This is a genomic window from Agarivorans sp. QJM3NY_25, from assembly GCF_050870875.2.
GTDB lineage: Bacteria > Pseudomonadota > Gammaproteobacteria > Enterobacterales > Celerinatantimonadaceae > Agarivorans.
In genome coordinates this window covers 4,224,829-4,237,001 of the sequence record NZ_CP194041.2, presented here as the reverse complement: position 1 = coordinate 4,237,001, position 12,173 = coordinate 4,224,829, and the positions used below count along the sequence as shown (strand labels likewise).

Annotated in this window: 13 protein-coding genes; 12 read left to right on the top strand and 1 reads right to left on the bottom strand. The window is 45.0% G+C overall.

Going from position 1 to position 12,173, the window contains the following annotated elements:
• The first annotated feature begins 4 nt into the window (after positions 1-4).
• The 8 genes from mutL to ACRRSW_RS19280 all read left to right on the top strand — a co-directional run bounded on the left by mutL (position 5) and on the right by ACRRSW_RS19280 (position 8,151).
• Positions 5-1,852 (top strand): DNA mismatch repair endonuclease MutL, encoded by a 1,848-nt coding sequence (mutL, locus tag ACRRSW_RS19315; protein WP_432460189.1) that lies wholly within the window; start codon positions 5-7, stop codon positions 1,850-1,852.
• Positions 1,845-2,771, top strand: coding sequence for a tRNA (adenosine(37)-N6)-dimethylallyltransferase MiaA (gene miaA, locus ACRRSW_RS19310; RefSeq protein WP_432460188.1), 927 nt, complete (start codon positions 1,845-1,847; stop codon positions 2,769-2,771). The genes mutL and miaA overlap by 8 nt, the downstream gene beginning before the upstream one ends.
• Positions 2,772-2,857: 86 nt before the next feature.
• Positions 2,858-3,106, top strand: a complete 249-nt coding sequence (hfq, locus tag ACRRSW_RS19305; protein WP_432455938.1) for an RNA chaperone Hfq — start codon at positions 2,858-2,860, stop codon at positions 3,104-3,106.
• A gap of 50 nt (positions 3,107-3,156) precedes the next feature.
• Positions 3,157-4,449 carry a ribosome rescue GTPase HflX gene (gene hflX / locus ACRRSW_RS19300; protein ID WP_432460187.1) on the top strand — a complete coding sequence of 431 codons (1,293 nt, stop codon included), beginning with the start codon at positions 3,157-3,159 and terminating at the stop codon, positions 4,447-4,449.
• Between the two features lie 28 nt (positions 4,450-4,477).
• Complete coding sequence (hflK, locus tag ACRRSW_RS19295; RefSeq protein WP_432460186.1) at positions 4,478-5,665, top strand: FtsH protease activity modulator HflK; 1,188 nt, start codon at positions 4,478-4,480, stop codon at positions 5,663-5,665.
• Positions 5,666-5,668: 3 nt separating this feature from the next.
• Positions 5,669-6,541, top strand: coding sequence for a protease modulator HflC (gene hflC, locus ACRRSW_RS19290; protein ID WP_432460185.1), 873 nt, complete (start codon positions 5,669-5,671; stop codon positions 6,539-6,541).
• A 38-nt stretch (positions 6,542-6,579) separates the two neighbouring features.
• Entirely contained in the window at positions 6,580-6,768 is a 189-nt protein-coding gene (locus ACRRSW_RS19285; RefSeq protein ID WP_432460183.1) for a DUF2065 domain-containing protein, read from the top strand.
• 87 nt (positions 6,769-6,855) lie between these two features.
• Positions 6,856-8,151 carry an adenylosuccinate synthase gene (locus ACRRSW_RS19280; RefSeq protein ID WP_432460182.1) on the top strand — a complete coding sequence of 432 codons (1,296 nt, stop codon included), beginning with the start codon at positions 6,856-6,858 and terminating at the stop codon, positions 8,149-8,151.
• A gap of 67 nt (positions 8,152-8,218) precedes the next feature.
• Here the strand turns inward: ACRRSW_RS19280 and ispB are convergent, their stop codons facing one another.
• Positions 8,219-9,190, bottom strand: coding sequence for an octaprenyl diphosphate synthase (gene ispB / locus ACRRSW_RS19275; RefSeq protein WP_432460181.1), 972 nt, complete (start codon positions 9,188-9,190; stop codon positions 8,219-8,221).
• 243 nt (positions 9,191-9,433) lie between these two features.
• Here ispB and rplU point away from each other — a divergent pair, with 243 nt between their 5' ends.
• The 4 genes from rplU to ACRRSW_RS19255 all read left to right on the top strand — a co-directional run bounded on the left by rplU (position 9,434) and on the right by ACRRSW_RS19255 (position 12,172).
• Positions 9,434-9,745 carry a 50S ribosomal protein L21 gene (gene rplU / locus ACRRSW_RS19270; protein WP_248715663.1) on the top strand — a complete coding sequence of 104 codons (312 nt, stop codon included), beginning with the start codon at positions 9,434-9,436 and terminating at the stop codon, positions 9,743-9,745.
• A gap of 18 nt (positions 9,746-9,763) precedes the next feature.
• Positions 9,764-10,021 (top strand): 50S ribosomal protein L27, encoded by a 258-nt coding sequence (rpmA, locus tag ACRRSW_RS19265; RefSeq protein WP_248712985.1) that lies wholly within the window; start codon positions 9,764-9,766, stop codon positions 10,019-10,021.
• 122 nt (positions 10,022-10,143) lie between these two features.
• Complete coding sequence (gene cgtA, locus ACRRSW_RS19260) at positions 10,144-11,310, top strand: Obg family GTPase CgtA (RefSeq protein ID WP_432455945.1); 1,167 nt, start codon at positions 10,144-10,146, stop codon at positions 11,308-11,310.
• A gap of 37 nt (positions 11,311-11,347) precedes the next feature.
• Positions 11,348-12,172 (top strand): threonine/serine ThrE exporter family protein, encoded by an 825-nt coding sequence (locus ACRRSW_RS19255; protein WP_432455946.1) that lies wholly within the window; start codon positions 11,348-11,350, stop codon positions 12,170-12,172.
• Position 12,173: the final 1 nt, after the last annotated feature.

The window sequence follows — 12,173 nt, the reverse complement described above, 5'->3', positions numbered from 1 at the left end:
TTAGATGCCGATTCAAATATTACCAGCACAATTAGCCAACCAAATTGCGGCTGGAGAAGTGGTGGAACGCCCTGCTTCAGTCGTGAAAGAGTTGATCGAGAACTGCCTAGATGCAGGGGCTACTCGTATCGAGATCGAAATCGATAAAGGGGGGGCGAAACGGATTTTGATCCGTGATAATGGCTCAGGCATTGAGCAACAACAGTTATGTTTAGCGCTAAGCCGTCATGCGACTAGTAAAATTGATAGTTTGGATGATTTAAGTTGCATTGCCACCTTAGGCTTTCGTGGCGAGGCTCTGGCTAGTATTAGCTCGGTATCACGTTTAAGTTTGAGCTCTCGAACTGCTGAACAAGCTCAGGCTTGGCAGGCTCAGGCGGCAGGCCGTGATATGGAGGTTAGTTTGCAACCTTGCGCTCATCCGGTGGGCTGTTCGGTTGAAGTTTTAGATTTGTTTTTTAACACTCCTGCGCGTCGGAAGTTTTTGCGTACCGAGAAAACTGAATTTTCGCACATAGATGAGTTACTAAAACGCTTAGCTTTGAGCCGTTTTGATGTTGCTTTAAGCCTGAAGCACAACGGTAAATTGACCCGACAATATCGTATCGCTGATAATTTAGATAAACAATTAAAACGCGTGGCGTCGGTGATAGGCCCTGCTTTTAGTCATCACTGTTTGCATATTGACAATCAACATGATCAGCTACGCTTACATGGCTGGCTGGGTTTACCTGAGGCTGCGAGAGCCCAAAATGATCAGCAGTATTTTTATGTAAATGGTCGAATGATGCGCGATAAGTTATTGCAACACGCCATTCGCCAGGCTTTCGCAAGTTATCTGGATGAACAGCAATATGCTTGCTATGTGTTGTATCTTGAATTGCCGCTTGACCAGGTTGATGTGAATGTGCACCCGGCTAAACATGAGGTGCGTTTTCATCAGGCTCGCTTAGTTCATGATTATATCGTACAGGTATTGGGTTCAGCTTTAAGCCATGTTCCGAATCCCCCAATTTCGCCTGTATCACCGCAAGATATTAATGTTGTGAGCGCGACTGAGCACCGATCATTAGGAACCCCTGTTGCTAGCGAAAATAAGCGCTCTGCAGATCCTGTGCAAGTGCGTGAATCCAATTCGAGTCGGGTCGCTGAAGATCGCCATCACTACCAGTCTCATTTACAACGAGCCGATAAACCGAGTGTGAGTCAAGTCGCTGCAAATCAGAATTGGCTCAGTCGTAGCGCTGAGTTAAGTGCCGAATACAGCGCTGTTGCGACAAACACAAAGCCACAGAATGAGTTAAGCCTTCATCCATTACATATGATTGAAGAGGGCTATTTATTAGCGCGGCAAGCCAGCCAGTTAGGCTTAATTGATTTATGGGCGAGTTTACAGCACCTCAGTTTTAATCAGGCTTTGAGCCAATGGCAACAAGGTTTAGATAGCGTACCTTTATTGCTCCCCTTAAAGTTAACGATGAGCGATGATTTATGTGCTCTTGCGGTGCAGCAGCAGAGCGTATTGGGTCGTTTAGGCTTTACCTTAAATCAGCAAAATCGTACTCAGCTTATCGTAACGCAAGTTCCCAAGTTATTTAGAAAAGCTGATTTTGCTCAGTTGCTTCCGCGTTTGTTGGCAGCGATGCAGCAATTACCGCAAGACGAGTGGCAACAGCCAGAAGCCTTACTGAGTGGCTTGATTAAGCTACAGCTTAAACCCCAGCAATTTACTTGGGCACAAGCCTTGGACTGTTGCCAGCAGTTATGCGGTGAGTACCCTCAAGGGCTACCGAAGCGATTTTGGCAATCTGTTGATTTAAGCAAAACTATCGCAGGATTTATTCATGATTAAGCGTTTACCGATTGTGACTCTTATGGGGCCAACGGCTTCCGGTAAAACCGCCTTAGCCATTGAGCTTCATCAACAGTTTGGAATGGAGCTTATCAGTGTTGATTCGGCACTTATCTATCGCGGCATGGATATTGGTACGGCGAAGCCTACGGCGGCCGAGCAAGCCTTGGCACCTCATGCTTTGATTGATATTTGTGATCCTACCGAAGTCTATTCTGCAGCTGACTTTCGCCAAGATGCTCTGACTCAGATCGCTGCGATTCATCAACGCGGTAATATTCCGCTATTGGTGGGGGGCTCGATGTTGTATTTCAAAGCATTGGTTGAAGGTATTGCGCCCTTACCTGAAGCAGATCTGCAGCTTAGAGAACAAATTAAACAAGAGGCTGCGGTGAGCTCGTGGCAAGCCTTGCATGCACAGTTGCAAAATTATGATCCGCTGAGTGCGGCAAGAATTAGTGTGAATGACCATCAGCGCTTGATGCGAGCGGTTGAGGTTTATCGCTTAACGGGTCAGTCGCTCACCGAAATTAATCGTATGCCTTTACCACCTTTGCCATTTCAGGTGCATCAGTTTGCCATTGCACCGAGCGAAAAAAGTCAATTGCACGAACTCATTGAGCGGCGTTTTCGCTTAATGTTGGAACTTGGCTTCGAAGCTGAGGTCGAAGGGCTGATGCAACGAAGCGATTTAGATTTGAGTCTACCATCGATGCGTAGTGTGGGTTATCGCCAGATGTGGCAATACCTTAGCGGAGAAATAGATTATGATGAAATGGTGTTTCGCGGTATTGTGGCAACACGCCAGCTTGCTAAGAAACAAATGAACTGGCTAAAAAGCTGGCCTTCTCTAACTTGGCTACGAAGTGCAGCATCGGAAAATAGCCAAATAATGGCGAATTCACTCGGTGACACTTGAAAATGTCTCTATAAGGCTCCAAGTTAGTGGTATATAATCGAATTTGATCTGTGCCAATTAATTTATAAGAAAAAAGGAACAATAACATGGCGAAGGGGCAATCATTACAAGACCCATTTTTGAATGCGTTACGACGTGAGCGTATTCCCGTTTCAATTTATTTAGTAAACGGTATTAAGTTACAAGGCCAAGTTGAATCATTTGATCAGTTTGTTATCTTGTTGAAAAACACTGTCAGCCAAATGGTATATAAACATGCTATCTCCACCGTGGTTCCTGCACGCGCAGTGCCACACCATAGTCCTGTACCTAGTGAAGCAAAGAACGAAGAATAGCAATTTGCTGAGGCTTATTAGCCTTGGTAAGTGCCAAGGAGTAAATTAGCTTGTTTGACCGTTATGAAGCTGGTGAGCAGGCCATCTTAGTTCATGTTAATTTTAATGACGAAGATGAGCGTGAGGACCTAGAAGAACTGAAGATGCTAGTCAGTTCGGCTGGGGTCAATGCGGTTGCTACTATCACCGGTAGTCGGGTTTCTCCCCATCCCAAATATTTTGTGGGGACGGGGAAAGCCGAAGAAATCGCAGAAATTGTAAAAAGTGCTCAAGCCGACGTGATTATTTTTAATCACGCCTTGTCGCCCGCACAAGAACGTAATTTAGAGCATCTTTGCGAGGCTCGGGTACTTGATCGTACCACCCTCATTTTAGATATTTTTGCTCAGCGAGCACGTACCCATGAAGGTAAGTTGCAGGTTGAGTTGGCCCAATTGCGTCATATGTCGACACGTCTGATTCGCGGATGGACTCACTTAGAACGTCAAAAAGGTGGGATTGGTTTGCGTGGTCCAGGTGAAACGCAACTTGAAACTGATCGACGCTTACTACGGGCGCGTATTAAACAAATTACTCAGCGTTTAGATAAAGTGGGTAAGCAGCGTGAGCAAGGTCGGCGAGCTCGCCAACGGGCGGAACTACCAACCGTATCATTGGCGGGTTATACCAATGCTGGTAAATCGACCTTGTTTAATCGAATTACCGAATCTAAGGTATATGCAGCAGATCAGTTGTTTGCGACGCTTGACCCAACATTGCGTAAAATTGAGATAGAAGATGTTGGTAAGGTAATTTTAGCGGATACAGTTGGCTTCATTCGTCATCTTCCTCACGATTTGGTTGCGGCTTTTAAAGCGACATTAACTGAAACGCGAGAAGCCCAATTATTGTTGCACGTGATCGATTGCAGTGATGAACGAGTGGCTGAGAATATCGAACAAGTGGAGCTGGTATTAGACGAAATTGGTGCTGGTGAGATCCCATTCTTACAGGTATACAATAAAGTTGATCAACTTGCTGATGTGAGTCCGCGTATTGAACGCGACGAAAAAGGCTTACCTCAGAAAGTGTGGGTATCGGCGTTGACGGGGGAGGGTTTGCCTTTATTGCATAAGGCGATCAGTGAACGTTTAGTTGGTGACATGGTTAACCACACTTTACGTTTACCACCCAGTGAAGGCCGCTTGCGTAGTCGCTTATATCAGTTAGACTGCGTAGCAGGTGAGCGTTTAGACGATACTGGAAATATCGTTGTTGATATCCGATTAGATGCCATTTCATGGCAGCGCTTGGATAAACAATTTGACCATAGTTTAGATAGTTTTATTACTCAATGTGAGTAGGCATTTACTTTAACTTCTGGAGACACAGATGGCCTGGAATGAGCCTGGCAACAAAGGTAGCGGTGATCGCGACCCTTGGGGTAATAACAATAAGAAAGGTAATCAGGGTCCCCCTGATTTAGATGAAGTGATCACTAAACTTACACGTAAGTTTGGCGGTATTTTTGGCGGTGGAAATAAAAAACCATCAATTGGAAGTGGTGGTGTGAGCGGTTTTGGGATCGCTGTAGTTCTGGTGATACTTGGTATTATTTGGGTTGCCAGCGGCTTTTATACCATTGCTGAAGCCGAGCGTGGTGTAAAGCTTACTTTCGGTAAGTATGACAATGAAGCCGGCCCAGTACAGCCAGGTTTGAATTGGAAAGCAACTTTTGTTCAAGAAGTGCTGCCAGTGGATGTGGAAACGATTCGTTCATTGCCTGCTTCTGGGTTTATGTTGACTGAAGATGAGAATGTTGTACGGGTCGAAATGGACGTGCAATATCGAGTCGTAGAGCCAAAGAACTACCTATTTAGCGTGACTTCGCCAGATGATAGCTTAGCGCAAGCCACCGATAGCGCGCTGCGATATGTCATTGGGCATACGACCATGGATGATATTTTGACGACTGGTCGTGAAGTGGTGAGAAGTGAGACTTGGACTTTACTTGATAAAATCATCGAACCTTATAAGTTGGGTATACAAGTGGTTGATGTTAACTTTTTGCCAGCTCGTCCGCCGGAGGAAGTAAAAGATGCTTTCGATGATGCGATTTCAGCCCAGGAAGATGAGCAGCGCTTTATTCGTGAGGCGGAAGCTTATCAACGGGAAATTGAACCCCGTGCACGTGGCCGAGTTCAACGTATTGAACAAGAAGCGCAAGGTTACCAAGAGCAGATCGTGTTAAGAGCGCAAGGTGAGGTTGCTCGTTTTGAACAGTTACTCCCAGAGTATGAAGCGGCGCCAGATGTGACGCGTCATCGCCTGTACCTTGAAACGATGGAGCAAGTCTACGCGAAGTCTAACAAGGTATTAATTGATGGTTCAAATAATAACAACATGTTGTATTTGCCGATCGATAAACTAATGGAGCAGAATCAAAAGCCGGCGACCAATACTGGCACTAGTGGTAATACGAGTAAATCATCAACGATGAACTCAGAATCTGGTAGCTCTATTCCATCTCGCCCTACTTCAATTCGAAGCAGCGACCGTAGTAATTCGGGGAGAAATTAAGCCATGAAACAGTTTACTATTTTTGGCGTGATTTTGGCCTTGTTGGTAGCGTACTCATCTATTTTTGTTGTGAAAGAAGGTGAGCGAGGCATTGTGATTCAGTTCGGGAAAGTTAAACGTACTGACGATGGTGCAACCAAAGTGTATGAGCCTGGCTTGCAGTTCAAAGTTCCGTTTATTGATTCGGTGAGAGTATTGGATTCACGGATCCAAACTTTGGATGGTAATGCTGACCGTTTTGTCACCTCGGAGAAAAAAGATTTAATCATTGATTCCTATGTTAAATGGCGAATTGAAGACTTTTCTAAATTTTATCTCTCTACTGGTGGTTCGGTGATACAAGCTGAGTCTTTGCTAAAGCGTAAAATTAATAACGGTTTACGTAGTGAAATTGGTGCTCGGACGATTCGCGATATTGTGTCTGGCGAACGTGGGCAAGTAATGGAAGATGCTTTGAAACAAATGGCGCGTTCTTCAGAGATTGGTATTGAAGTGAGGGACGTACGCATTAAGCAAATCAATTTACCTGACGAAGTAAGTAACAGTATTTACCAACGGATGCGAGCAGAGCGTTTAGCTGTGGCAAAAGAACATCGTTCTCAAGGTCAAGAGCAGTCCGAGATTATTCGGGCTAACGTGGATCGCAGAGTGAACGTGTTACTGGCTGATGCAGATAAGCGGGGTCGAGAAATGCGTGGTGAAGGTGATGCAAAAGCTGCCAAGATTTATGCTCATGCTTATCAGAAAAACCCAGAGTTTTATAAATTCTGGCGGAGCATGGCTGCCTACCGTAATAGCTTCGATAATGGAGGAGACTTGATGGTATTAGATCCAAATAGTGAATTCTTCCAGTACATGAAAGAACCTAGTCAGTAGACTATGAATGGGGGCCCAGTTTATTGCTGGGCTTTTTTATGCAAGATTCCACTTTATTAGCACTCGCTCTGGTTTGTTTAATTGAAGGGCTTGGTCCATTACTGTTTCCTAAGCGATGGAAAAATCTATTAAAAATGATTTCTGAATCGCCAGCGAGCAGTATCCGGACAATTGGATTGTATTTAGTTGGGACCGCAATCGTACTGATATATGTGATTAATCTTTGACCTAATAAGCTAATATCGGTATATTTTGCACCCCTTGAGTGTCCGATTTCTGCTAGAATCGCTTTTTAACTGAGACGACAAAAGACAATGGGAAAGAATGTAGTTATCCTTGGCTCCCAGTGGGGAGACGAAGGAAAAGGTAAGATCGTTGATCTACTTACTGACAAAGCAAATTACGTGGTTCGCTATCAAGGCGGTCACAATGCGGGTCATACCTTGGTTATTGACGGCGAAAAAACCGTCCTCCACCTGATACCTTCTGGTGTGCTGCGCGACAACGTTACCTGTGTAATTGGCAACGGTGTGGTATTAGCTCCAGATGCTCTGTTTAAAGAAATGGCGATGCTTGAAGAGCGTGGCGTTCCGGTAAAAGAACGACTCGTGATTAGTGAGGCATGTCCATTAATCCTGCCTTACCATGTTGCATTAGATATCGCACGAGAAAAAGCTCGCGGTAAAAACGCTATCGGAACCACCGGCCGAGGTATTGGTCCCGCTTACGAAGACAAAGTGGCGCGTCGTGGTTTGCGAGTTGGTGATTTGTTCAACATGGAGCAATTTGCTAGCAAGCTTAAAGAAGTGATGGAATACCATAACTTCCAATTAAATCATTACTATGACGCCCCTAGCGTGAGTTATGAAGAAGTGCTTGAGCAAATGACTCAGATGGCTCCAGTGCTGATTGCTATGGTTGCCGATGTTGCAGATCTCTTAGATCAGGCGCGTCGTCGTGGTGATTCGGTAATGTTCGAAGGTGCTCAAGGGACTTTACTCGATGTGGATCATGGCACCTACCCATATGTGACATCTTCTAATACCACAGCGGGTGGTGTAGCCACGGGCAGCGGTTTTGGTCCTCGTCATTTAGATTATGTATTAGGTATCACTAAAGCTTACACCACTCGAGTTGGGGCAGGGCCATTCCCTACCGAGCTTGATGATGATGTGGGTGAGCACCTTGGTGTGAAAGGTCATGAGTTTGGTGCTACCACTGGCCGTAAACGTCGCTGCGGTTGGTTAGATGCCGTCGCGATGCGTCGTGCAGTGCAAATTAATAGCCTCTCAGGTTTATGTCTGACTAAGCTTGATGTGCTTGACGGCTTAGCTGAATTGAAAATTTGTACTGGTTATCAGATGCCAAACGGTGATGTGCTTAAAGTACCACCAATGGCAGCCGAAGGTTATGAGGTGGCTGTTCCTGTTTATGAAACGATGCCTGGTTGGTCAGAAAATACTTTCGGTTTAACTGCGCGTGAACAACTTCCTGAAGCGGCTTTAGCTTATATAGCTCGGATTGAAGAATTACTGGAAGTTCCGGTTGATATTATCTCTACTGGTCCTGATCGTTTGGAAACGATGGTTCTACGTCACCCGTTTGCTTAGTTGAGGCAAATCGTGAATAAAAAAGCTGCCATTGGCAGCTTTTTTTGTTTGTGGGTCGCCCTTTTTATTATGCGACGCGATCAGCTGCAATGTTGGCGAGGCTAATTAAGGCTTGCTTATATTCGCCGTCATTTATATGCACTAAGGCGTCGATAGCTTTCTGAGCTTCTTCAGCAGCGCGAGAGTGACAATATTCTAAGGCTTTGGTCTTATCTAGGATCCGCAAAATCGGTTCCAGTTGATCGCGTGAACCTCCATGTTTAATCGCATTCGCGATTAACTCTCTATCCGCTGGATTGGCGTGTTCCATTGCATAAATGAGTGGCAGTGTAGGCTTACCTTCTGCTAAGTCGTCGCCAACATTTTTGCCCATCTCTGCTTTGTCAGCGGTGTAGTCCAAGACATCATCCATAATTTGGAAAGCGGTACCAAGATATTTTCCGTAGTCTTGCATCGCTCGTTCTATGGTTGAATCTTGGTTACCGATAACCGCGGCAAGCCGAGTTGCAGCTTCAAATAGCTTGGCTGTTTTACAATAGATCACTTCAAAATAACGCGCCTCATCAGTGTCGGGATCATTGCAATTGATTAGCTGTAAGACTTCTCCTTCGGCAATCACATTGGTCGCGTCGGCAAGAATGTCCATCACTTGTAAGTTTTGCAATTGAGTCATTAGCTGGAATGAGCGCGAGTAAAGGAAGTCGCCAACTAAAACGCTGGCGGCATTACCAAATCGAGCATTTGCAGTATCTTTACCGCGCCGCAATTCTGACTCGTCCACAACATCATCGTGAAGCAGTGTAGAAGTATGTATAAACTCGATGATAGCCGCCAACTTTATATGTTGCTGTTGCTGGTCTCCGAGTGCTCTAGCCGCTAATACGGTGAGTAAAGGACGGATCCGTTTGCCGCCACTATTTACGATATAGAATGAAATTTGGTTAATCAGCGCTACATCTGATTCTAGCTCTTTAAAAATAAGTGCGTTTACCGCAGCCATGTCTTGTTCAGACAGCTTTTTTATCGCATCCAATTGCATAATGTCTTATTAGATTGTCATGCCGATGATTCAGCAATTTATGATGATAATATAATGTTGCAATAGTATCGCAATTCCTGCCTATTCACAGCTTTAGCTGGGTAAAATTCTTGGCCTTGCGTGATTTTTAAACTTTTTTGATTTTCCGCTTGCGAGAACAGATCTTTTTCCGTAGAATCCGCCGTCATTGTTAAGAATTATATACACCTTGAAATACTAGGTGTACAGCGGAGTTTGAAAAAAATGTACGCGGTTATCCAAAGTGGTGGTAAACAACACCGTGTGGCCGAAGGTCAAACACTTCGCCTTGAGAAACTAGACGTTGAGACTGGTGAAACAGTTGAATTTGATAACGTATTACTAGTTGCTAATGGCGATGATGTTCAAGTTGGCGCACCTTATGTAGATGGTACCAAAGTTACAGCTGAAGTTGTATCTCATGGTCGTGGCGATAAAGTTAAAATCGTTAAGTTCCGTCGTCGTAAGCATTCACGTAAGCAACAGGGCCACCGTCAGTGGTTCACTGAAGTTCGCATTACAGGCATTAACGGTTAATTTTAGAGGAATATACTCATGGCACATAAAAAGGCTGGTGGTAGTACTCGTAACGGTCGTGATTCAGAAAGTAAACGCCTAGGTGTTAAACGTTTCGGTGGCGAGTCTGTTTTAGCGGGTAGTATTATTGTTCGTCAACGTGGTACTAAGTTCCACGCGGGCTCAAATGTTGGTATTGGTAAAGACCATACACTTTTCGCAACTGCTGAAGGCAAAGTGAAATTTGAGGTTAAAGGCGCTAAAAGCCGCAAGTTTGTTAGCATCGTAGCTGAATAAACAACCAACTCAATATTTTTAAAGCCCCGCTATAAGCGGGGCTTTTTTTTTCTAAGGCTTAAGTATTGCTGTCGCGAATTAAATGCGGTGCATTATAGTTAGCGATAATACTGGAGTAGATTATGAAATTTGTAGATGAAGCAGTAATCAAGGTTGACGCCGGAGACGGTGGCAATGGCGTCATTAGTTTTCGCCGTGAAAAATATGTGCCACGAGGTGGCCCAGACGGTGGTGATGGTGGTGACGGTGGCAGTGTTTATCTGGTCGCTGACGAAAATTTGAATACTTTGATCGATTATCGCTTTGAGCGTTTTCATAAAGCGGAACGCGGTGAGAATGGTCAAGGCTCTAATTGTACAGGTAAACGCGGTGAAGATTTAGAATTACCAGTGCCGGTTGGTTCTCGTGCTCGCGATCAAGATACTGGCGAATTATTAGGTGATTTAACGCAACACAAGCAACGCTTAATGGTGGCAAAAGGTGGTTTTCATGGTTTGGGAAACACCCGCTTCAAGAGCAGTACCAATCGAGCGCCTCGTCGCAAATCCAACGGTACGCCTGGTGAAGTTCGCAACCTCAAATTAGAGTTATTGCTGTTGGCGGATGTGGGGATGTTAGGCTTACCAAATGCTGGTAAATCGACTTTTATTCGTAGTGTCTCTGCGGCAAGACCTAAAGTTGCTGATTATCCATTTACCACACTGATCCCGAACCTTGGAGTGGTACGCCAATCGGAAAATCGCGGATTTGTGATTGCCGATATTCCCGGGCTGATCGAAGGTGCTGCCGAAGGTGCTGGTTTAGGGGTTCGCTTCCTGAAGCACTTGGAACGTTGTCGGGTATTGTTACATATGGTTGATGTATTGCCGGCCGATGGTAGTGATCCTGCTGAGAATGCCATAACCATAATTAATGAGCTCTCGCAATACAGTGAAAAGTTATTCGAAAAACCACGCTGGTTGATCTTCAACAAAGTAGATTTAGTGTTGGAAGACGAAGCCGAAGAAATTCGTCAGTCGGTGATTAAAGCACTTGATTGGCAGGGTGAGGTGTTTTCTTTGTCTGCGCTTGAAGGCAAAGGCACTAAAGAGCTTTGTAAAGCTATCGGTCAATTCATCGAAACATTGCCGATGATTGAAGAAGAGATGGCCGAGCGCGAAGAAGTGAAGTTCCAATGGGATGATTATCACCAAGAACAAATTGACCAGGCTAATCAAGAAGACTGGGATGATGATGATTGGGATGATGATGACGACGATCATGGTGTAGAGGTTATTTACCAGCCATAGTAAACTCATTTTGTAATTGGTTTACTGGGATTGTTAGATGTTACGCTCTTTTATTATAAAACCTCCGGCGCCTGTTCAGGCTCCGGAACGGGTTATTACTCACGAGCAACAGACAAGGATCTGTCGTGTTGCGGTGCAGGCTGGCCGGATCATGCAACAGCATGGTGCCGAAAGTAAGTTGATCGAAGAAACCATCGTTCGTTTAGGTAAGGCGCTGGGCTTAGACAGCGTTGAGTTGGCCATTACCGCTAATGCCCTGATTTTAACTGGTTTGGCTCAAAGCCGCTGCATCACGACCACGCGTCGAGTTTACGATCGGGGCATTAACATGCATATGGTGTGTGAGGTGCAACGCATTACCATCATGGCAGAGAAACAACTGCTGGATGTAGATGATGTGGTGAAACGTTTAGAACGCTTGGTTCCGTTTAAACATAATCGCTGGTTAGTTGTATTGATGATTGGCCTTTCTTGCGCTTGTTTTGCTCATTTATTTGGTGGCGATTGGTCTGTATTTGGTATGACATTTATTGCTTCTGCGGCGGCGATGACTTTTCGTCAAGAGATGGCGCACCGCCATCATAATCCAATTCTTAACTTTGGTATGACTGCATTTGTTGCTACCACAATTGCGGGCTTAGCGGTGCGTTATGATATTGGTAATCAACCGCAAACAGTGATGGCTGCATCAGTGTTGTTGTTGGTTCCTGGGTTTCCTTTGATTAATGCGGTCTCAGATATGGTGAAAGGTCACATTAGCATGGGCATATCCCGTTGGTTTTTTGCGTCCTTGTTAACGCTTGGGGTTGCAATGGGGATCGCCTTATCGATGTGGGCAACCGGCGTGAGTGGGTGGTTATAAG

Coding starts and splice junctions, on each gene's coding strand:
- hflC (WP_432460185.1), top strand. CDS start 5,669: ATGAAACAGTTTACTATTTTTGGCGTGATTTTGGCCTTGTTGGTAGCG.
- rpmA (WP_248712985.1), top strand. CDS start 9,764: ATGGCACATAAAAAGGCTGGTGGTAGTACTCGTAACGGTCGTGATTCA.
- hflK (WP_432460186.1), top strand. CDS start 4,478: ATGGCCTGGAATGAGCCTGGCAACAAAGGTAGCGGTGATCGCGACCCT.
- ACRRSW_RS19255 (WP_432455946.1), top strand. CDS start 11,348: ATGTTACGCTCTTTTATTATAAAACCTCCGGCGCCTGTTCAGGCTCCG.
- miaA (WP_432460188.1), top strand. CDS start 1,845: ATGATTAAGCGTTTACCGATTGTGACTCTTATGGGGCCAACGGCTTCC.
- rplU (WP_248715663.1), top strand. CDS start 9,434: ATGTACGCGGTTATCCAAAGTGGTGGTAAACAACACCGTGTGGCCGAA.
- hfq (WP_432455938.1), top strand. CDS start 2,858: ATGGCGAAGGGGCAATCATTACAAGACCCATTTTTGAATGCGTTACGA.
- ispB (WP_432460181.1), bottom strand. CDS start 9,190: ATGCAATTGGATGCGATAAAAAAGCTGTCTGAACAAGACATGGCTGCG.
- ACRRSW_RS19280 (WP_432460182.1), top strand. CDS start 6,856: ATGGGAAAGAATGTAGTTATCCTTGGCTCCCAGTGGGGAGACGAAGGA.
- cgtA (WP_432455945.1), top strand. CDS start 10,144: ATGAAATTTGTAGATGAAGCAGTAATCAAGGTTGACGCCGGAGACGGT.
- mutL (WP_432460189.1), top strand. CDS start 5: ATGCCGATTCAAATATTACCAGCACAATTAGCCAACCAAATTGCGGCT.
- ACRRSW_RS19285 (WP_432460183.1), top strand. CDS start 6,580: ATGCAAGATTCCACTTTATTAGCACTCGCTCTGGTTTGTTTAATTGAA.